General features: G+C 60.5%; 19 protein-coding genes. 8 read left to right on the top strand and 11 right to left on the bottom strand.

Annotated features, from left to right (window positions below):
* Nucleotides 1-31: 31 nt before the first annotated feature.
* The 6 genes from pcaH (at nucleotide 32) to pcaC (ending at nucleotide 5,489) form a co-directional block, all read left to right on the top strand.
* Nucleotides 32-736: a protocatechuate 3,4-dioxygenase subunit beta gene (gene pcaH, locus CRO59_RS04400; protein ID WP_027614394.1), complete on the top strand. Its 705-nt coding sequence runs from the start codon at nucleotides 32-34 to the stop codon at nucleotides 734-736.
* 1 nt (nucleotide 737) lies between these two features.
* Complete coding sequence (pcaG, locus tag CRO59_RS04405; protein WP_097086596.1) at nucleotides 738-1,304, top strand: protocatechuate 3,4-dioxygenase subunit alpha; 567 nt, start codon at nucleotides 738-740, stop codon at nucleotides 1,302-1,304.
* A 271-nt stretch (nucleotides 1,305-1,575) separates the two neighbouring features.
* Nucleotides 1,576-2,871 (top strand): MFS family transporter, encoded by a 1,296-nt coding sequence (locus CRO59_RS04410; protein WP_041070509.1) that lies wholly within the window; start codon nucleotides 1,576-1,578, stop codon nucleotides 2,869-2,871.
* Between the two features lie 46 nt (nucleotides 2,872-2,917).
* Nucleotides 2,918-4,282 carry a 3-carboxy-cis,cis-muconate cycloisomerase gene (locus CRO59_RS04415; RefSeq protein ID WP_097086598.1) on the top strand — a complete coding sequence of 455 codons (1,365 nt, stop codon included), beginning with the start codon at nucleotides 2,918-2,920 and terminating at the stop codon, nucleotides 4,280-4,282.
* 12 nt (nucleotides 4,283-4,294) lie between these two features.
* On the top strand, nucleotides 4,295-5,086 hold the full coding sequence (gene pcaD / locus CRO59_RS04420; RefSeq protein ID WP_097086600.1) for a 3-oxoadipate enol-lactonase: 792 nt from the start codon (nucleotides 4,295-4,297) through the stop codon (nucleotides 5,084-5,086).
* Nucleotides 5,087-5,096: 10 nt separating this feature from the next.
* Nucleotides 5,097-5,489: a 4-carboxymuconolactone decarboxylase gene (gene pcaC / locus CRO59_RS04425; RefSeq protein WP_003222417.1), complete on the top strand. Its 393-nt coding sequence runs from the start codon at nucleotides 5,097-5,099 to the stop codon at nucleotides 5,487-5,489.
* Between the two features lie 104 nt (nucleotides 5,490-5,593).
* Here the strand turns inward: pcaC and CRO59_RS04430 are convergent, their stop codons facing one another.
* From CRO59_RS04430 to emhA, 7 genes are all read right to left on the bottom strand, one after another.
* A complete protein-coding gene (locus CRO59_RS04430) occupies nucleotides 5,594-6,412 on the bottom strand; it encodes a methyltransferase domain-containing protein (RefSeq protein WP_097086602.1) in 819 nt (272 codons plus the stop codon).
* Between the two features lie 21 nt (nucleotides 6,413-6,433).
* The gene (locus tag CRO59_RS04435) at nucleotides 6,434-6,790 is read right to left on the bottom strand and encodes a DUF1641 domain-containing protein (RefSeq protein ID WP_027614401.1); all 357 of its coding nucleotides are present in this window, start codon (nucleotides 6,788-6,790) and stop codon (nucleotides 6,434-6,436) included.
* A gap of 26 nt (nucleotides 6,791-6,816) precedes the next feature.
* Entirely contained in the window at nucleotides 6,817-8,007 is a 1,191-nt protein-coding gene (locus CRO59_RS04440; protein ID WP_095138481.1) for an FAD/NAD(P)-binding oxidoreductase, read from the bottom strand.
* A gap of 188 nt (nucleotides 8,008-8,195) precedes the next feature.
* Complete coding sequence (locus tag CRO59_RS04445) at nucleotides 8,196-9,455, bottom strand: OprD family porin (RefSeq protein WP_097086604.1); 1,260 nt, start codon at nucleotides 9,453-9,455, stop codon at nucleotides 8,196-8,198.
* Between the two features lie 412 nt (nucleotides 9,456-9,867).
* Nucleotides 9,868-11,328 (bottom strand): efflux RND transporter outer membrane subunit EmhC, encoded by a 1,461-nt coding sequence (gene emhC, locus CRO59_RS04450; RefSeq protein WP_027614404.1) that lies wholly within the window; start codon nucleotides 11,326-11,328, stop codon nucleotides 9,868-9,870.
* Nucleotides 11,325-14,474 carry an efflux RND transporter permease subunit EmhB gene (gene emhB / locus CRO59_RS04455; RefSeq protein ID WP_027614405.1) on the bottom strand — a complete coding sequence of 1,050 codons (3,150 nt, stop codon included), beginning with the start codon at nucleotides 14,472-14,474 and terminating at the stop codon, nucleotides 11,325-11,327. The genes emhC and emhB overlap by 4 nt, the downstream gene beginning before the upstream one ends.
* Before the next feature lie 3 nt (nucleotides 14,475-14,477).
* Entirely contained in the window at nucleotides 14,478-15,632 is a 1,155-nt protein-coding gene (gene emhA, locus CRO59_RS04460) for an efflux RND transporter periplasmic adaptor subunit EmhA (protein WP_027614406.1), read from the bottom strand.
* Between the two features lie 267 nt (nucleotides 15,633-15,899).
* Between emhA and emhR the strand changes: the two genes are divergently transcribed.
* Nucleotides 15,900-16,532: an efflux system transcriptional repressor EmhR gene (emhR, locus tag CRO59_RS04465; RefSeq protein ID WP_027614407.1), complete on the top strand. Its 633-nt coding sequence runs from the start codon at nucleotides 15,900-15,902 to the stop codon at nucleotides 16,530-16,532.
* A gap of 365 nt (nucleotides 16,533-16,897) precedes the next feature.
* Here the strand turns inward: emhR and CRO59_RS04470 are convergent, their stop codons facing one another.
* The 4 genes from CRO59_RS04470 to CRO59_RS04485 form a co-directional block, all read right to left on the bottom strand.
* Entirely contained in the window at nucleotides 16,898-17,347 is a 450-nt protein-coding gene (locus CRO59_RS04470; RefSeq protein WP_097086606.1) for a hypothetical protein, read from the bottom strand.
* Between the two features lie 156 nt (nucleotides 17,348-17,503).
* Nucleotides 17,504-18,553, bottom strand: coding sequence for an alkene reductase (locus tag CRO59_RS04475; protein WP_097086608.1), 1,050 nt, complete (start codon nucleotides 18,551-18,553; stop codon nucleotides 17,504-17,506).
* Nucleotides 18,554-18,583: 30 nt separating this feature from the next.
* Nucleotides 18,584-19,750, bottom strand: coding sequence for an MFS transporter (locus tag CRO59_RS04480; RefSeq protein ID WP_003222434.1), 1,167 nt, complete (start codon nucleotides 19,748-19,750; stop codon nucleotides 18,584-18,586).
* A 5-nt stretch (nucleotides 19,751-19,755) separates the two neighbouring features.
* On the bottom strand, nucleotides 19,756-20,076 hold the full coding sequence (locus tag CRO59_RS04485; protein ID WP_003222436.1) for a helix-turn-helix transcriptional regulator: 321 nt from the start codon (nucleotides 20,074-20,076) through the stop codon (nucleotides 19,756-19,758).
* A 169-nt stretch (nucleotides 20,077-20,245) separates the two neighbouring features.
* On the opposite strand from CRO59_RS04485, the gene CRO59_RS04490 reads away from it, so the two are divergent.
* Entirely contained in the window at nucleotides 20,246-20,830 is a 585-nt protein-coding gene (locus CRO59_RS04490) for an ACP phosphodiesterase (RefSeq protein WP_097086610.1), read from the top strand.
* Nucleotides 20,831-20,841 lie beyond the last annotated feature (11 nt).

The following is a 20,841-nucleotide window of genomic DNA, read 5'->3' on the forward strand; positions in this document are numbered from 1 at the left end:
GCGTCGACTGATAAGAACAGAGGAAAGCGAAATGACTGACAAGCCTGGCTACCGTCGTCCGCAGGAAGGCACCCAGCCTGAATACCTGCACCCGACGTATCAATCCACCAACCTGCGCTCGCCGTCCAAGCCGTTGGTGTTTCTGCCGCATTCGTTGTCGGAGATCACCGGCCCGACCATCGGTGCCGAACGCGTCGCCGAGAAAGACAACGACCTGACCGCGCAGCACGACGGCGAGCCGTTGGGCGAGCGCATCATCATTCACGGCCGTGTGCTCGACGAAAACGGTTTGCCGGTGCCGGGGATTCTGGTGGAGATCTGGCAGGCCAACGCCGCCGGCCGCTACAACCACAAGCGCGACCTGCACGACGCGCCGCTGGACCCGAACTTCACCGGCACCGGCCGCACCGTGACCGACGCCGATGGCTGGTATCAGTTCCAGACCATCAAGCCCGGCGCCTATCCGTGGGGTAACCACCACAACGCGTGGCGCCCGGCGCACATCCATTTCTCGCTGTTCGGGCCGAGCATCCTCACCCGTCTGGTGACGCAGATGTATTTCCCCGGCGACCCGCTGCTGGCCTATGACCCAATCTACAACTGCGTGCCGGACACCTCCGCGAAAGAACGTCTGATCGCCGCTTTCGATCTGGAAAAAACCATTCCGTCCTACGCCCTCGGCTATCGCTGGGACATCGTCTTGCGCGGCCGCGACGCCACGCCGATGGAGAAATAAGATGACGCTGACTGCCACCACGTCCCACACCGTCGGGCCGTACTACCACATCGGCCTGACCTGGCTGAACCGCGAAAACCTCGCGGTCGAACAAACCCTCGGCGAGCGCGTGGCGATCACCGGCCAAGTCGTTGACGGCAACGGCGATGTTGTCAACGACGCGATGCTCGAAGTCTGGCAGGCCAATGCCGCCGGCAAGTACGCGCACCCGGAAGACGAGCAGGACAAACCGCTGGATCCGCACTTCGAAGGTTTTGGCCGGGTGCCGGTGGACGCCGAAGGGCGCTTCCGTTTCACCACGATCAAACCGGGCACGGTCGAAGGCCTGAAGGGCTCGACCCAGGCCCCGCATCTGGTGGTGCTGGTGTTTGCCCGTGGTCTGGTCAAGCACTTGCTGACACGCATCTACTTCGAAGGCGACCCGGCGAACGTCGATGATCCGCTGCTGGAATGTGTGCCGGCGGAGCGCCGCGGGACGTTGCTGACGAAGCCGGATGCGGCGGGGGTTTATCAGTGGAATGTGATTTTGCAGGGCACTGAGGCTGAGACGGTGTTCTTCGATTATTGATCGCACCTCGTTCCATTGGAGTGAGTTTGTGGTGAGGGGATTTATCCCCGATGGGCTGCGAAGCAGCCCCAAGACCGGAGTTCACGGTGAAACTGACACGCCGCGTCTGCTGGATTTGCGAGTGCTGCGCACTCGATCGGGGATGAATCCCCTCGCCACAAAAGCCCTCTTTCAGAGGAGGGGTTGTGTAATGCCTCGTGGATGTATCTGTGGAACGGGACTGTTGCGAAGTGTGTCTAGACTCTCACCTGTCCCTTCAGAGTAAAAAACAATGACCACTACCACCGCTCATTACACCGGCGAGGAGCGCAGCAAGCGCATCTTCGCCATTGTCGGTGCCTCGTCCGGCAACCTCGTCGAATGGTTCGACTTCTACGTCTATGCCTTCTGCGCGATCTATTTCGCCCCGGCGTTTTTCCCCTCCGACAACCCCACGGTGCAACTGGTCAACACGGCCGGGGTGTTCGCTGCCGGGTTTCTGATGCGCCCGATTGGCGGCTGGATTTTCGGGCGGCTGGCGGACAAGAAGGGCCGCAAGACTTCGATGATGATTTCGGTGCTGATGATGTGCTTCGGCTCCCTGCTCATCGCCTGTCTGCCGACTTACGCCAGCATCGGCGTCTGGGCTCCGCTGCTGTTGCTGTTCGCGCGGCTGTTGCAAGGCCTGTCGGTGGGTGGCGAATATGGCACCACCGCCACCTACATGAGTGAAGTCGCGCTCAAGGGCCAGCGCGGCTTTTTTGCCTCGTTCCAGTACGTGACGCTGATTGGCGGGCAACTGCTGGCGGTGTCGCTGGTGGTGATCCTGCAACAGTTCCTCAGTGAAGATGAACTGCGTGCTTACGGTTGGCGGATTCCGTTTGTGGTCGGTGCGGTGGCGGCGGTGATTTCGCTGTTCCTGCGTCGCTCCCTGAAAGAAACCACCAGCAAGGAAATGCGCGAGAACAAGGACGCCGGCAGCATCCGCGCGCTGTTCCGTGATCACAAAGCCGCGTTCATCACCGTGCTCGGTTACACCGCCGGTGGCTCGCTGATTTTCTACACCTTCACCACGTACATGCAGAAGTACCTGGTGAACACCGCCGGCATGCACGCCAAGACCGCCAGCTACATCATGACCGGCGCGCTGTTCCTGTACATGTGCATGCAGCCGCTGTTCGGCATGCTCGCCGACAAGATCGGCCGACGTAATTCGATGCTCTGGTTCGGCGCGCTCGGCACGCTGTTCACTGTGCCGATCCTGTTGAGCCTGAAAAGCATCAGCAGCCCGATTCTGGCCTTTGTGCTGATCACCGTGGCGCTGGCGATTGTCAGTTTCTACACCTCGATCAGCGGCCTGGTGAAAGCCGAAATGTTCCCGCCGGAAGTCCGCGCCCTCGGCGTCGGTCTGGCCTATGCGGTGGCCAACGCGATCTTCGGCGGTTCGGCGGAATACGTGGCCCTGAGCCTGAAAGCCGGGGGCATGGAAAACGCCTTCTACTGGTACGTCACGGTGATGATGGCGGTGGCGTTCCTGTTCAGCCTGCGCCTGCCGAAACAGGCGGCGTACTTGCACCACGATCTGTAAACCGATGAGCGCGGGCCGCGATGGCCCGCGCCGGCAAGGACTGTTTATGACTCAGCGACCGGGCAATCAATTGTTCGATGCCTACTTCACGGCCCGCGATATGCGCGAGGTGTTCTGCGATCAGGGCCGGGTGCAGGCCATGCTCGATTTCGAAGCGGCGCTGGCCCGGGCCGAGGCGCGGGTCGGGGTGATTCCGGCGTCTGCCGTGGCGCCGATTGCCGCCGCTTGCAATGCCGGTCTGTATGACTTCGCGGCGCTGGGCGAGGCGATTGCCACGGCCGGCAACTCGGCGATTCCACTGGTCAAGGCGTTGGGCAAGCAGATCGCCGCAAGCAGTGCCGAGGCCGAGCGCTATGTGCATCTGGGCGCCACCAGTCAGGACGTGATGGATTCCGGGCTGGTCCTGCAATTGCGGCAGGCGCTGGAGCTGATTGAAAGCGATCTGGCAGCGCTGGCCGATTCGCTCGCCACCCAAGCGCAGCGGCATGCGGCGACGCCATTGGCCGGGCGCACCTGGCTGCAGCACGCCACGCCCGTCACCCTCGGGATGAAGATTGCCGGTTGGCTCGGCGCGGTAACCCGCAGCCGTCAGCGTCTGCGCGAACTCAAGCCGCGGCTGCTGGTGCTGCAATTCGGCGGTGCTTCCGGCACCCTCGCGGCGCTCGGCGAGCAAGCATTGCCGATCGCTCAGGCGCTGGCCGAAGAGCTGCAACTGACTTTGCCTGAGCAACCGTGGCACACCCAGCGGGATCGCATCGTCGAGTTCGGCGCGGTGCTCGGTTTGATCGCCGGCAGCCTCGGCAAACTCGGGCGCGACGTCAGTCTGTTGATGCAGACCGAAGCGGCGGAAGTGTTCGAGCCGTCGGCGCCGGGCAAGGGCGGTTCGTCGACCATGCCGCACAAGCGCAATCCGGTCGGCGCGGCGGTGTTGATCGGCGCGGCGACGCGGGTGCCAGGGCTGGTTTCGACGCTGTTCAGCGCCATGCCTCAGGAGCATGAACGCAGCCTCGGGCTGTGGCATGCCGAATGGGAAACCCTGCCGGAGATATGCTGCCTGGTGTCCGGTGCGCTGCATCAAGCGCGCTTGCTGGCCGATGGTCTGGAGGTCGATGCCGAGCGCATGGCGCGCAACCTCGAATTGACCCAAGGGCTGGTTCTGGCCGAAGCGGTGAGCATCGTCCTCGCGCAGCGGGTCGGCCGCGACACTGCGCATCACCTGCTCGAACAATGTTGCAAACGCGCGGTGGCCGAACAGCGCCACCTGCGTGCGGTACTCGGCGACGTGCCGCAAGTGACCGCCGAACTGAGCAGCACCGAACTCGATCATCTGCTCGACCCCGCGCATTACCTCGGCCAGGCGCAAGTCTGGGTCGAGCGCGCGGTGGCCGAACATAACGCATTGTCTGTCTGATAGGAGAGAGCTGTGGCTTTCGTTCAACTCGCCGATGGCGAACTGCATTACGTTATTGAAGGTCCGGTCGACGCACCGGTGCTGGTGCTGTCCAACTCGCTGGGCACCGACCTGCACATGTGGGACGCGCAGATGTCGGCATTCACCGAGTATTTCCGGGTGCTGCGTTTCGACACCCGTGGTCACGGCCAGTCGCTGGTGACGCCGGGGCCTTACAGCATCGAGCAACTGGGCCGCGACGTGCTCGGCTTGCTGGATGCGCTGCACATCGAACGCGCGCATTTCTGCGGACTGTCGATGGGTGGCTTGATCGGCCAGTGGCTGGGGATCAATGCCGGTCATCGTCTGCACAAATTGATCGTGTGCAACACCGCCGCGAAGATCGGTGATCCATCGGTGTGGAACCCGCGCATCGAAACCGTGTTGCGTGATGGCCCGGCAGCGATGGTCGCATTGCGTGATGCGTCGATTGCCCGTTGGTTCACGCCTGATTTTTCCGCGGCCAATCCGGCCGCGGCGAAGAAGATCACCGACATGCTCGCGGCGACTTCGCCTGAAGGTTATGCGGCCAATTGCGCGGCAGTGCGCGATGCCGATTTCCGTGAGCAACTGGCCTCGATCAACCTGCCGTTGTTGGTGATTGCCGGTACTGAAGATGCGGTGACGCCACCGTCCGGTGGGCATTTCATTCAGGAGCATGTGCGCGGCGCCGAGTACGCCGAGTTCTATGCCGCGCACCTGTCCAACGTGCAGGCCGGTGCCGCTTTCAGTGATCGTGTGTTGGCGTTTCTGAACGCTCAGTGAGGAAATTTTTGTGGACGAGAAGCAACGTTACGACGAAGGCCTGCAAGTACGCCGCGCGGTATTGGGTGATGCCCACGTTGATCGCAGCCTGAATGCGCTGACCGAGTTCAACTCGGAATTCCAGGAGATGATCACTCGTCACGCCTGGGGCGACATCTGGACCCGCCCGGGCCTGCCTCGGCACACGCGCAGCCTGATCACCATCGCTATGCTGATCGGGATGAACCGCGAGGCCGAACTGAAATTGCATCTGCGTGCGGCGGCCAACAACGGTGTGAGCCGGGGCGAGATCAAGGAAGTGATCATGCAGAGTGCGATTTATTGCGGGATCCCGGCGGCGAATGCAACGTTCCATCTGGCGGAGTCGGTGTGGGATGAACTGGGAGTCGAATCCCGGGAGTGATGGTGTCTGAACTGACGCCATCGCGAGCAGGCTCACTCCTACAATGGAACGCGTTCATCTGTAGGAGTGAGCCTGCTCGCGATGGCGATATTTGTCGTGACACATCACACCCTGGCTACAATGAAAATCCGCTTGAACGGAAACAGAGTCTGCCCGTTTTTCTCCGGCGGGTAATGTTTATGCACCCGCATCAGGAAGCGATAGATAAACCGCGCCTGTTCCTGAGACGTCAGCGTTTGCATCACCGGCCGCAGCGCCGAGACCTTCACCCAGTCGTACACCGGCGATTTGCCGCCAACCACCTGCAATTGCTCGGTTTCCCAGATCTCCAGCGACGTGGTCAGCGGCGCCAGCACGCGGTAATAGTCCTCCAGTGTCAACAATGACCGCGCAGCCATGCACTGGCGCAGTTGCGGTGTGCCGATGGGGGTGTGTCCCGGTCCCGCGTCGTCGAGGGTGTCGAGCATCAATCGATACCACAAGGCATCGCGCCAGTCCGGCATGTGCACCGCCAGACAGCCGCCCGGGCGCAGATACCCCAGCAGGCGCGGCAGCAGGTGTTGATGATCGCCAATGAAATGCAGCACCGCCGCCGCGAGCAGCAGATCGGCCGGTTGTTCAGGTTGCCAGTCGAGCAGGTCGCACTCTTGCCATTGGGCGTTGATCGGCAGGCACCGGGCCTGATCAAGCATCTGCCGCGAGCTGTCGACACCCAGCAACTGCGCACGCGGCCAGCGCTCGGCCAGCCGTTGAGTGGCGATGCCGGTGCCGCAGCCCAGGTCATAAATTCGTCTGGGGTCGAGCAGATCGATACGGTCGAGCAATTCGTTGACCGGGCGTTGCCTGAGACGGGAAAACTGCTGGTACGCCTTGGCGTCCCAGTGGGTGCAGGCGTTCCCTGCCGTTTCGAGTTTGGCGCTCATGAGGAGGTCCTCTCTGGCGGATTACAGTTGTCGTCCAATGACGTTGAGGGTTTTCAGGACAACGGCCACGCCTTTGCGTGTGTCCTCTTCATTCAGCAGTTTGAGCAACGCCAGAGTGCCCGGCGCCGCTGACTGTGCCGATACTTCGGCTTTGGCTACGCGCACTGCATTACTGACTGTCCAGGTGGCGGCTGTGCTGCTCTCGAACAATTGCGCGAGTTTTTCCACCATGGCCGCGTCGAGCAGATCGGCAATATCGGAAACCAGGGAAAGCAGGTCGACAATATTCTCCAGGCGTCCGCCATCGATTAACGGCTGCAGTTTCGCCATCAGTGCAGTGAACCCGGGCGTGGCTGACATTTCCTCGGGCATGTTCATGAGCAATCACTCCTCCCTGTGCAGGGTCAAAGCATTCCCCGGGCCACTGCCCAGTAAAGACCGCGATTGAAGCCGTTTCTGAGCAGACCGCCCAATTTGGTCGGGGGTGTCGGCAATACATCGTGGGCGTAGTCGTACCAGAGTGGCATCCCGGCATTCAGGCCCATTTGTGCTACCGCCTGTACCCGACCGTCGTATACCGAGTTGGGTGCGCCAAGACGGATCTGGGCCGTGATGTTGTTGGCGATCACCGGCGCCTGGTTGTGACAGGCGCCGCCGGCCTTGCTGACCGGCAGGTCGACGGTGTCGCCGATCACGTAGACATTCTCCAGACCGTAGACCTGCAGCGTTTCGTGATTGGTCGGCAGCCATCCTTCATCATTGGCGGCTTGTGAGATGCCGCACTCACGCACCACCTCGACGGCCTGGATTGGCGGGGTAGCCATCAAGATGTCGAAGGGTTGCGCATCGCCCTCGATTGAGTAGGCGATTTTTGCATCAGGATCCACATGGCTCAGGGTGAAGCCGCGCTGAAATTGAATGTTTTTCTGGGCAAAGATGCTCGGCAGAATTTCACCGGTGGGACGCTGCAAGAACAGACAATTGCGCAATAGCTGGGCAACCGTCGGGTAGGTGTAGATGATTTCCACTTGCTCGCGAACGCCCCGGCGACGCAACAGATCATCCAGCATCAATGTCGTTTCCACGGGCGCGATTCCGCATTGGTGCGGGACGTTCGGTGTCTGCGGGAAGGACACGGTAATGAAGATCCGGCCTTTTTCGATGGTGTTCAGGCGTTGCGCCAGCTGCCGGGCAGGAAGGTATTGATAGAAGTGGTCGCCGGCTTCTTGCAGACCCTCGATGCGTTCCGGCGCCGGCACGCAGCCGGTGGCGATCACCAGAAAATCATAGTCGAAGCGCTTGCCGGTTCGGGTGCGCAATTGCTGCCCGGAAAAGTCGAAACGGGTGACTTCTTCGACATGGAAACGGATTTCCGGGCGCAACAATGAGCGTTCCGCACGTTTGAGTTCCTCTTCGAAGAACTGACTGAACGCCACGTACATGAACGCAGGTTTGTAGTAATGATCGGGAGAACTGGACAGCAATGTAATCGAGACGTCGCCGCGTAGAACTTCGGGATACAGCTTGCCGACCAGTTGATTGGCCAGCATGGTTCCACCTACACCGCCACCGACGATAACTATTCGCTTGCTCATACCTGACCTCCGTGGCCAAGGCAGCTTCGCGTACAGCATCCGGAGATAACGGAAGAAAACTAAGGGCTCCTACAGCAGGCTGGAGAATTTACACACTCTGTTGACTGTATCTGCGCCTCGACAAATCGCCAGTCCGGGCTGACCAGTGGTTGATGCCGGCGCCGCTTGTGCAGCGCCGGCGTGCGGGTTCAGAGCAGGCTGATCGGATAGCTGATGATCAGACGGTTTTCGTCGAACTCGTTGTTGCTGAAATCGCGGCGCATGGTCGAGTTGCGCCAGCGCACGTTGAGGTCGCGCAGGGCGCCGCTCTGCACGGTGTAGCCCAGTTCCGATTCGCGGCCCCATTCCTTGCCGTCGGTGATGGTTCCGGTGTGCACGTTGTCGCCGCTGATGTAGCGGTTCATCAGGGTCAGGCCGGGGATGCCCAGGGCGGCGAAGTTGTAGTCGTGGCGCACCTGCCAGGAGCGTTCCTGAGCGTTGTCGTAGCTGGCGTTGTAACTGTCGTTGGCCAGGGTGCCGCCGCTGGTGCCGTTGACCCGCATCCAGGCGCTGTCGCCGGTGAGTTTTTGCAGGCCGACGTAGAAGGTGTTGCCGCCGTAGCGGGCCGAGAACATCCCCGACCAGGTCTTGTTGTCGAGTTCGCCGGCGCGGGCGCTGCCGTCGTCCTTGCCGTAGAAGAAGCCGAGGTTGGCGCCCAGCGTCCAGTCGCCCAGTGGCTGGCTGTGAGTCAGGTTGAGGTATTGCTGGCTGTAGATGTCCTTGAGCTCGGCGTTCCACAGGCCGATCTGCGTGCGTTTTTCGTTGAAAACGTACTCGCCGCCCTGAAAGTTGAAGCGATCAGAGGTGAACGCCGCTTTGCCGGTCATCGACATGTCGCTCATGCTGCTGTCGTCGCGCGGGCTGTTGGCGCGGAACTGCCCGCCGTACAGGGTCAGCCCGTTGATTTCCTTCGAAGTGATCTGCCCGCCACGGAAGGTTTGCGGCAGCGAACGGCCGTCGTCCGAGCGCAGGATCGGCAGCACCGGCATCCATTCGCCAACCTTGATTTCGGTCTGAGAGAGCTTGGCCTTGAACGCGACGTTGGTGCGACCGAAGTTGTCCGCCGGCCGTCCGTCGTGATCCAGCGGCAGCAGTTGCGTGCCACCGGTGCCTTTGCCGCCATCGAGTTTCACCGAGTACAGGCCGAGCACGTCCATGCCGAAGCCAACGGTGCCTTGGGTGAAGCCGGATTTGGCGTCGAGGATGAAGTTCTGCGTCCACTCTTCAGCCTTGCCCTGAGCCTTGGTCGGGTTGGTGAAGTTGCGGTTGATGTAGAAGTTGCGCAGGTTGAGGTTGACCTTGGCACCTTCGACGAAACCGGCTTCTTCGGCTGCGGCGGGGAGGGCGACGCCGGTCAGGGCCAGGGCGATCAGGCCGGGGAGTGCGTACGGCGCAGTTGGATGAGTCATCGCAGGGTCTCTTGTTATTTTTTTTAGGTCGAACGGAGCCCTTACTGCCATTTTCGGGGCGGGCACGAGCTTGCAGAATCAGGGATGAAGCGGCGGCGATCAGCCGGACGGGACAGGGCGCGGGAGCATGGTGTCGAACCTGTTGTTATTGGTTTTGTGGAGCGAATGGTGCGGGGGGCGATGGGCGGGATTCAATCGGGGAAAGCGGGTTTTGGGCGATTATCGAACGCAAGATTGAGCCGGGTTTTGTGGTGGTCGATAAGGCGCTATCGCGAGCAGGCTCACTCCTACAATTGGAATGCGTTCCCCTGTAGGAGTGAGCCTGCTCGCGATAGCGCCATTCCAGACAACACATTTGTTTCAGGCAACAAAAAGCCCGCCAAATGGCGGGCTCCTTGTGTTCACCGGATGATCAGAACAGCTTCATCTTCGGTGCTTCTTCTTTCAGCGGTTCGTTCTGCGCGGTCTGCGCATTCCAGCCACCACCCAGGGCCTTGTACAGGTTGACCGCACTGGTCAGCTGCGCGAGGCGGTCGGTGATCAGTGCCTGTTGCGCACTGAACAGCTGACGCTGGGCGTCGAGGAAGGTCAGGTTGCTGTCGACACCGATGCGGTAACGACGCTCGGCCAGGCGGTAGTAATCCTGGTTGGCCGCGACGAAGTCACGCTGCGCTTGCAGCTGCTCGGTGTAGGTCTGGCGGGCAGCCAGGCCGTCGGCGACTTCCTGGAAGGCGGTTTGAATCGACTTCTCGTAGTTCGCCACGCCAATGTCCTTCTGGATCTTGGCATAGTCGAGGCTGGCACGCAGGCTGCCGGCGTTGAAGATCGGCAGGTTGATCTGCGGCTGGAACAGCCAGGTCCCCGAACCGCCCTTGAACAGACCGGACAGGTCCGGGCTCAGGCTGCCCGCGTTGGCGGTCAGGCTGATGCTCGGGAAGAACGCTGCACGGGCGGCGCCGATGTTGGCGTTGGCCGCTTTCAGGTTGTACTCGGCCTGGAGGATGTCCGGACGACGCTGCAGCAGGTCCGAAGGCAGACCGGCCGGTACGTCGCTGAGCAGATCATCCGACAGCGGTTTGGCCGCTTGCAGATTGGCCGGGATGCCGGTGCCGAGCAGCAGCGTCAGGCTGTTTTCGTCCTGAGCCACCTGACGGGTGTACTTGGCCAATTGCGCCCGGGCGTTTTCCACCGAGGTGCGCGACTGCGCCAGGTCCAGCGCCGAAGCCACACCGACTTCGTTGCTGCGGCTGGTCAGCTTGTAGCTTTCTTCAAAGGCACCGAGGGTGTCTTGCGTCAGCTTGAGCAGTTCCTTGTCGGCCTGCCAGGTCATGTACGCGTTGGCGACACTGGCCACCAGACTGATCTGCGTGCTGCGGCGCGCTTCTTCGGTGGCGAAATATTGTTGCAGCGCTTGTTCGCTCAGGCTGCGCACCCGACCGAACAGGTCGAGTTCGTAGGCGCTGATGCCGACGGTCGCGGTGTAGGAGCTGCTGATGTTCGCTTCACCGGTCTGCGAGGCACGGGCCGGAACCCGCTGACGGCTGCCGCTGGCATTGGCCGAAACCGCCGGGAACAGGTCGGCACGCTGGATGCGGTATTGAGCCGCATAGGCGTCGATGTTCAGCGCCGCGACACGCAGGTCGCGGTTGTTTTCCAGTGATACCTGGATCAGCTGTTGCAGGGCCGGGTCATGGAAAAACTGCTTCCAGCCCTGTTCGGCAGCGGCTTGCGCCGGAGCCTGGGCCGGCGAGTACGCCGGCCCCTGCGGGTACTGGCCCGCGACCGGTGCTTCAGGCTGCTGATAATCGGGGATCAGCGAGCAACCGCTCAGCACGAAGGCGGCGACTGCGATGGAGAGTAGCGACTTGCTCATTGGCCAGCCTCTTTAGGAGTTTCAGTCGTCTCGTCCGGGTCGGCGATTTTACGCTGGCCGATGGACGAAACCGTGACGAAGAACAGTGGGACCCAGAAGATCGCCAGGATCGTGGCCGTGAGCATACCGCCAATCACGCCAGTACCGATCGCGTGCTGGCTACCCGAACCGGCACCGGTGGAGATCGCCAGCGGTACTACACCGAGGACGAACGCCAGCGAGGTCATGATGATCGGTCGCAGACGCATGCGGCACGCTTCGATCGCCGCATCGCGCAGACTGCGCCCTTGTTCATGCAGCTCCTTGGCGAACTCGACGATCAGAATGGCGTTTTTAGCCGCAAGACCGATGGTCGTCAACAGGCCCACCTGGAAGTACACGTCGTTGGACAGCCCGCGCAGGCTGGTGGCCATCAGCGCACCGATGATCCCCAGCGGTACCACGAGCATGACCGCGATCGGAATCGACCAGCTTTCATACAACGCCGCCAGACACAGGAACACCATCAGCAGCGACAGGGCGTACAGCGCTGGCGCTTGCGAGCCCGACAGACGTTCCTCGTAGGACAGACCGGTCCAGGAGATACCGACACCGGCCGGCAGCTTCTTGGCAATCGCTTCGACTTCGGCCATCGCTTCACCGGTGGAGTAACCCGGCGCCGGAGAACCGAGCACTTCCATCGCTTCGACGCCGTTGTAACGGGCCAGTTTCGGCGAACCGTAGATCCACTCGCCCTTGGCGAACGCGGAGAACGGCACCATGGTCCCGGCGCTGTTGCGCACGTACCACTTTTTCAGGTCTTCAGGGCTCATGCGCGCACCGGCCTGACCTTGCACATACACCTTCTTCACCCGACCACGGTCGATGAAGTCGTTGACGTAGCTACTACCGAAGGAGATCGACAGGGTGCTGTTGATGTCGGAGAGGCTCAGACCCAGGGCCTGGGCTTTCTCATCGTCGATTTCCAGATGGTATTGCGGCTCGTCGTTCAGACCGTTCGGACGCACCTGGTAGAGCACCTTGCTCTGCGCGGCCATGCCGAGGAACTGGTTACGGGCTTCCATCAGTTTTTCGTGACCGATGCCGGCGCGGTCCTGCAGGAACACGTCGAAACCGGTGGCGTTACCCAATTCCAGTACCGCAGGCGGGGCGAACGCAAACACCATCGCATCGCGGAAACTGAAGAAGTGTTGCTGCGCCCGCTGTGCCAGGGCAAACACGCTGTTGCCCGAATCACGCTCGTGCCACGGCTTGAGCATGATGAACGCCAGACCCGAGCTCTGACCACGACCGGCAAAGTTGAAGCCGTTCACGGTGAACACCGAAGACACCGCACCCGCTTCTTTATCCAGCAGGTAGGTACGCATCTCGTCGATCACGACTTGAGTACGTTCCGCACTGGAACCGGCCGGGGTTTGCACCTGGGCGAACAGTACGCCCTGGTCTTCTTCCGGCAGGAACGCGGTTGGAATGCGGGTGAACAGCCAGATCATGCCGACGACGATCAGCAGGTACGCCAGCAGGTACGGGGCTTTGCGCGACAGCATGTTGCCGACACCGCGCTCATAACTTCTGACACCGCGATCGAAATTGCGGTTGAACCAGCCGAAGAAACCTTTTTTCGGCGTGCCGTGGTCACCCTTGGCAATCGGCTTGAGCATGGTCGCGCAGAGTGCCGGGGTGAAGATCAGTGCAACCATTACCGACAGGGCCATGGCCGAGACGATGGTGATCGAGAACTGCTTGTAGATCACACCGGTGGAACCGCTGAAGAACGCCATCGGCAGCAGTACCGCCGACAGCACCAGGGCGATACCGACCAGGGCACCCTGGATCTGACCCATCGACTTCTTGGTCGCTTCCTTCGGTGACAGGCCTTCTTCGGCCATCACCCGCTCGACGTTTTCCACCACGACGATGGCGTCGTCCACCAGCAAGCCGATGGCCAGCACCATACCGAACATGGTCAGGGTGTTGATGCTGAAACCGGCGGCGGCGAGGATGCCGAACGTACCGAGCAATACCACCGGCACGGTCATCGTGGTGATGACGGTGGCGCGGAAGTTCTGCAGGAACAGGAACATCACCAGGAACACCAGCACGATCGCTTCGACCAGGGTTTCAACCACACCCTTGATCGACTCGGTCACGACCGGAGTGGTGTCATACGGGAACACCACTTCCATGCCTTGCGGGAAGAACGGCTTGAGGTCGTCAATCGTCTTGCGCAGCGCTTTGGCCGTGTCGAGGGCGTTGGCACCGTTGGCCAGTTTTACCGCCAGACCGGACGCCGGGCTACCGTTGAACTGGGCGGAAATACTCGAGTTTTCACCGCCCAGACCGACATCGGCCACATCGCCGACACGGACCTGGGAGCCGTCCTGATTGACCTTCAGCAGGATCGCCTTGAATTGCTCGGCAGTCTGCAGACGGGTCTTGCCGATGATCGTGGCGTTCAGTTGCTGGCCAGGCAGCGCCGGCAAACCGCCGAGCTGACCGGAAGACACCTGGACGTTCTGCGCCGAGATCGCGGCGCTGACATCCGACGGCGTCAGGTTGTACTTGTTCAGCTTGGCCGGATCGAGCCAGATGCGCATCGCGTACTGGGCACCGAAGACCTGGAAGTCGCCGACACCGGCAGTCCGCGAGATCGGGTCCTGCATGTTCGACACGATGTAGTTGGACAGGTCGTCCTTGGTCATGCTGCCGTCACGCGACACCACGCCGATCACCAGCAGGAAGTTCTTCACTGCCTTGGTCACGCGGATACCCTGTTGCTGCACTTCCTGCGGCAGCAGCGGGGTGGCCAGGTTCAGCTTGTTCTGGACCTGAACCTGCGCGGTGTCGGAGTTGGTGCCTTGCTCGAAGGTCGCGGTGATGGTCATGCTGCCGTCGGAGTTACTTTCCGAGGACACATAACGCAGGTTGTCGATACCGTTGAGCTGCTGCTCGATCACCTGGACCACAGTGTCCTGCACGGTTTGCGCCGAAGCGCCCGGGTAGGTCACGGAGATCGCGATGGCTGGCGGTGCAATGCTCGGGTACTGGTTGATTGGCAATTTCAGGATCGATAGTGCCCCGACCAACATGATCACCAGGGCAATTACCCAGGCGAAAATCGGACGGTCGATAAAAAATTTCGACATGAGTTACTCCCCTTTGCCGCCAGCGGCTTTGTCAGCTGCTTGAGCGGGGGCCGGGTTCTTGGCTACGTTGGTCGCTTCGGTCGGGTTGACCTGAGCACCTGGGCGAACGTATTGCAGGCCTTCGGTGATCAGACGATCGCCGGCTTTCAGGCCATCTTCGATCAGCCACTGGCTGCCAACGGTACGGCTGGCCTTGAGCTGACGCAGTTCAACCTTGTTGTCCGGGCCGACGACCAGTGCGGTCGGAGTGCCCTTGAGGTCACGGGTCACGCCTTGTTGCGGCGCCAGAATGGCCGCGGCGTTGACCCCGGCCTGCAACTGGGCGCGGACGAACATGCCTGGCAACAGGGTGTGATCCGGGTTCGGGAACACCGCACGCAAGGTCACGGAACCGGTAGTCGGATCAACCGATACTTCGGAGAATTCCAGCTTACCGTCGAGCTTGTACTGGCTGCCGTCCTCAAGGGTCAGCTTGACCGCTGCCGAGTTGTCGCCGGCCTTCTGCAGGCGACCGCTTTCCAGCTCGCGGCGCAGTTCCAGCAGCTCAACCGAGGACTGGGTAACGTCGACGTAGATCGGGTCCAGTTGCTGGATCGTCGCCATCGCGTCGGCCTGACCATTGCTGACCAGTGCGCCTTCGGTCACCGAAGAACGGCCGATACGGCCGGAGATCGGCGCGTAGACCTTGGTGTATTTCACGTTGATCTGCGCACTCTGCAACGACGCTTCCGATTCCATGCGATTGGCCACGGCGGTGTCGTATTCCTGGCGGCTCACGGCCTGCTCGTCGACCAGTTGCTTGTAGCGGTCGGAGATCGACTTGGTCGAACGCAGGTTGGCTTCGGCGCTTTTCAGGGTCGCTTCATAGACTGCCGGATCGATCTGATACAGCTGCTGGCCGGCTTTGACGTCGCCGCCCTCCTTGAACAGACGTTTGAGAATGATGCCGTTGACCTGTGGTCGAACTTCAGCGATGCGGTACGCACTGGTGCGCCCCGGCAGTTCCGACGTGAGGGTGAACGCTTGTGGTTGCAGGGTGACGACGCCGACCTGAGGAGGCGGAGCGGCTGGGGCCGCTTCTTCCTTTTTACATCCGCTGAGCAGCGATGCCAGGGCGACGGCAGTGACCAGAGCGGTAACAGCTGGCTTGAATTGCATGAAAATCCTCGGGTCAGGCGCGCGCATTGCGCACAAGAAGTGTGAAAGGGTAAAAAAATCGGGTCGAGTGGATAAGTAGCTTGCTAAGGAATATACTTACGTTCATGGTTGTTTGTAAATAGCTTGGCGTCGTACCCACCCTGTTACAAAATGCGTCGCAAGGTTTGAAATTGTAGGCCGGGGAGCCGATTCGTGAGAGATCAGCCCCCTCTTTATTCAGCGGATATTCAGCCATCCCTGAAACATCCTGTTTGAGGTTTTACTGCCATGGTCCGTCGTACCAAAGAGGAAGCTCAGGAAACGCGCAGCCAGATTCTCGAAGCGGCCGAGAAAGCGTTTTATGAAAGGGGTGTGGCCCGCACGACCCTGGCGGATATCGCGACGATGGCCGGCGTGACGCGCGGTGCCATCTATTGGCATTTCAGCAACAAGGCCGATCTGGTGCAGGCGATGCTCGACAGCCTGCATGAACCGCTGGATGAATTGGCCAAGGCCAGCGAGAGCGAGGACGAACTCGACCCGTTGGGGTGCATGCGCAAGCTGTTGATCCATCTGTTTCATCAGGTAGCCTTGGATCCGAAGACCCGTCGCATCAACGAGATTCTGTTTCATAAGTGCGAATTCACCGATGAAATGTGCGATCTGCGCCAGCAGCGCCGCACGGCCAGTCTCGATTGCAACCTGCGCATCGGTCTGACCCTGCGTAATGCGGTCAATCGCGGCCAGTTGCCGGAAGATCTCGACACTGCCCGGGCGGCCATCAGCATTCATGCGTATATCGATGGCCTCCTGTATGGATGGCTGTTGGCGCCGGACAGCTTTCAATTGCATGCCGAAGCCGAGCGCTGGGTCGATACAGGGCTTGATATGCTGCGCCTGAGCCCCAGCCTGCGCAAATGAAACAAAATGCGTAATTGAATCTATCCGTGTCAAGACTTGAAGCGGGGAAATGTCCCTGCTTCAAGTCTTTTTGTAATGGGGTGCTTTTATATACGTACGTTGGCCGGGTTGATAGGTAGCGAGCTACGTATTTTGTAGGGGTTTTGTGTCGACTGTGTGAATGAATGTTAACGACTCGGGCTAAAAGGGCGCCGAGCAGCCGATACGCACCAACCGATCCGTTTCGTTTCCGGGTTCCCTTTGCCCGATCCTCACCACTAGGCTGCGTTACTTCCGATGGGCTTGAGCCACGGACTTTAGTTTGCTCGCGCCTCTATAATGTCAGCGTTGTCCGTACCGTTACTGCATGAGCAGGTAACTCTCTATCAGGCCGATGGCGTCATGAATGCGATCATCTTATAGCTGTAAGGGTAAACCGGGTTTTCATTTTCCAATGCCGCGCCGCAGGTGATGGGTTCGGCGCCAATAGAGAACGCGTTGGTATCCCAGAAGAGTTCGACCTTTGGAGCTCGGTGTCCCGCCATTTGTCGGTAGCAATAACTGAGCGTAGTGTCGAATTGTACTTTCTGTTTGTAGTTGGTGTAGCAGACGTAAGTGCTGAATACCTCCTTTTTGATATCGTAATCAATAACGATGTCCTGCTTCAGATGAGGATCTCCTTCAAACATCATAAAGACGGTCTGGTAGGGGAGGATCTTGTCGATACGCGTCAAGGGTGGGTGCTTTGCAGAGGAATCCTCAAGCCAGAAAGTAGAGTCCGTGGCATTGGTGATTTGCAGGAGGAATGTAAGTTTGTTTGGATCTATATCATTCATCTTTATATTGCCTTGTTAGATTAAGTTGGTGGGTTGTAATTGATGAGTTGCTGGGCGGAGCTTAGGTTTATATTGTTCTGATGGCGAATCTTTAAATGTATGAAAATAAAAAAAGCCCCGCCTCTTTCGAGGCGGGGCTTGCTTGTTAGTTGTTGTTTACAGCGTTGGATAATCGATATAACCGACCGGGCCTTTCGCGTAGAACAACTCAGGACGTGCGTCGTTTAGCGATGCGTCGGCCTTCAGGCGTGCCGGCAGATCCGGGTTGGCAATGAACGGTACGCCGAACGCCACCGCGTCAGCCTTGCCTTCAGCCAGCCACGCATTGGCGCTGTCCTTGGTGAAGCGTTCGTTGGCGATGTACGCGCCGCCGAAAGCTTCTTTCAGCTGTGGGCCGAGGCTGTCGGCGCCTTCTTTCTCGCGGGAGCAGATGAAGGCGATGCCGCGCTTACCCAGCTCGCGAGCCACATAAGTGAAAGTCTCGGCCAGATTGTCGTCGCCCATGTCATGGGAATCGGCGCGGGGTGCCAAGTGCACGCCGACACGGCCGGCGCCCCAGACGTCGATCGCTGCGTCAGTCACTTCCAGCAGGAGACGCGCACGGTTTTCCAGGGAGCCACCGTAGTTGTCGGTGCGCTGGTTGGTGCTGCTTTGCAGGAACTGGTCGAGCAGGTAGCCGTTGGCGCCGTGGATTTCCACGCCGTCGAAACCGGCGGCTTTGGCGTTTTCGGCACCGGTGCGGTAGGCCTCGACGATCTCGGCGATTTCAGCGGTTTCCAGAGCTCGCGGGGTCGGATAGTCGGCCAATGGACGCACCAGGCTGACGTGACCTTTAGGCTGGATGGCGCTCGGCGCGACCGGGGTTTCGCCGTTGAGGTACGACGGATGCGAGATGCGGCCGACGTGCCACAGTTGCAGGACGATCTTGCCGCCGGCAGCGTGCACGGCTTTGGTCACGTTGGTCCAGCCGCGCACCTGGTCGTTGGACCAGATGCCCGGGGTGTCCGGGTAGCCGACGCCCATCGGCGTCACCGAAGTGGCTTCGGAGAGGATCAGACCGGCGGAGGCACGTTGCACGTAGTACTCGGCCATCAGCGCGTTCGGTACGCGGCCTTCGTCGGCGCGGCAGCGGGTCAGCGGAGCCATGATGATGCGGTTGGACAGCTCGAGGTCGCCCAGTTTGATCGGATCGAAAATAGTTGCCATGTGTACAACCCTCGTCAGTGAAGTGGTTAATCAGTGGGTAGCGGGGGCCAGACCGGCGTCGCCGTTCTGACGGAAAGTGATCAGGGTCACCAGCAGCGCGAGCACGGCCAGCGCGGCGGCGGCCAGGGGCACGCTGGTCAGGCCGAAACCGTGGGCGATGACGCTGCCGCCGACCCAGGCGCCCAGGGCGTTGCCGATGTTGAAAGCGCCGATGTTCAGGGTCGACACCAGGTTCGGTGCGGCCTTGCCGAAGGTCACCACGTTGACTTGCAGCGCCGGGACGGCGGCAAACGAAGCGGTGGCCCAGAGGAACAGGGTGATCTCCGTCGGGATCAGCGCAACGCTGGTCCAGCTCAGCACGGTGGAAACCACCGCCATCGCCACGAACACGCCGATCAGGGTCGCGCCGAGACGCTTGTCCGCCAGTTTGCCGCCGATGATGTTGCCCACCGTCAGACCGAGGCCGATCAGCAGCAGGGTCCAGGTCACGCCTTTTGGCGAGACACCGGTGACATCACCGAGCAGCGGCGCGACATAGGTGAAGAGGGTGAACATCGACGCGGCGAACAGTGCGGTCATGCTCAGCGAGAGCCAGATGCCGGCGCCTTTGAGGGCGGCGAGTTCGGCGCGCATGTCGAGTTTTTCCTCGTCACGCTTGGCCGGCAGGAAGCGGATCAGACCGATCAGCGCCACTACACCAATCACGGTCACCGCCCAGAAGGTCGAGCGCCAGCCGGCTTCCTGGCCCAGCGCCGTGCCCAGCGGTACACCGAGCACGTTGGCCAGGGTCAGGCCGGTGAACATCAGCGCCACAGCCGACGCCCGTTTGTTCGGCGCCACCAGCCCGGCAGCTACCACAGAACCGATACCGAAAAACGCACCGTGGCACAGCGCCGTGACGACACGGGCAAACATCAGCACGTTGTAGTCACTGGCGATGGCACACAGCAGGTTACCGACGATAAAAATGCCCATCAGCGCTACCAGTGCGGCCTTGCGCGGCAGTCTGGCAGTGGCCAGTGCCATGAACGGCGCACCGATGGCCACGCCCAGGGCGTAACCGGTCACCAGCCAGCCGGCGCCGGGAATCGACACACCGAGGTCGGCCGCCACATCGGGCAGCAGGCCCATGATGACGAACTCGGTGGTGCCGATGGCGAAGGCGCTCAAGGCCAGAATGAGTAGCGAGAGGGGCATTTGAATCAATTCCTTGTGGGAGCGCTGAGCTCTTTGACGATGGCGTCGAGGAACGCCTGGATCACGTCCTCGTTGCGTTTGAAGAAGTGCCACTGTCCGGCTTTCTGGCTGCTGATCAGACCTGCGCGTTGCAGGGTCGCCAGGTGGGCGGAGACGGTCGACTGCGACAGGCCGCAGCGTTGATCGATCTGCCCGGCGCAGATGCCGTACTCGTGGTTGTGAATCTGCTCAGGAAACTGGGCTTTGGGGTCTTTCAGCCAGATGAGAATGTCTCGCCGTACTGGGTGTGCCAGGGCTTTTATTATTTCGTCGAGGTCGAGGTTCATGGCTTTATGCTCGTGATGTGTAGCGCTATATCGCGATGAGGCGAACTTTAAATCGGTATTTCGCGATATACCAATATGAATTTGATCTGGCGACCGCATAAATCGGTATATCGGGTTATAACGATACGTGTGCTGTAACGATGAAAGCGCGCAGTGCTAAGCTGCGCCCATGAACTATCTCGCACATTTACACCTCGGAGGCCAGCACCCCGAGCAATTACTCGGCAGTCTGTATGGCGATTTCGTCAAAGGACGCCTGCAGGGGCAGTTTGCGCCGCAGATTGAAGCGGCGATTCAGTTGCATCGGCGGATTGATGTGTTCACCGATCGCCACCCATTGGTGGACATCGCCCTCGGGCGTTTCACCGAGACCCGGCGGCGTTACGCGGGGATTGTCCTCGATGTGTTTTTCGACCATTGCCTGGCCCGCGACTGGACGCTGTACGCCGATCAGCCGCTGGAACATTTCACCCGCGCTGTTTACCGGGTGCTGTCGAATGAACGGCAATTGCCAGAACGCCTGGCGAAAATCGCCCCGCACATGGTTGCCAATGACTGGCTGGGTTCGTATCAAGAGTTTGAAGTGTTGGAGCAGGTGCTGCGCGGGATCTCCCGCCGCCTGACCCGGCCTGAGGAGCTGGCGGGGGCGATGCAGGAGTTGCGGCGTTTGTATGAGCCGCTGAGTGAGGATTTCCGCTTGTTCTATCCGCAACTTCAGGACTTCGCCCAAAAAGCTGAGCCACTGAAGATCTAAATGTGGGAGCG

Source organism: Pseudomonas sp. LAMO17WK12:I5, assembly GCF_900215165.1.
Taxonomy (GTDB): domain Bacteria; phylum Pseudomonadota; class Gammaproteobacteria; order Pseudomonadales; family Pseudomonadaceae; genus Aquipseudomonas; species Aquipseudomonas putida_A.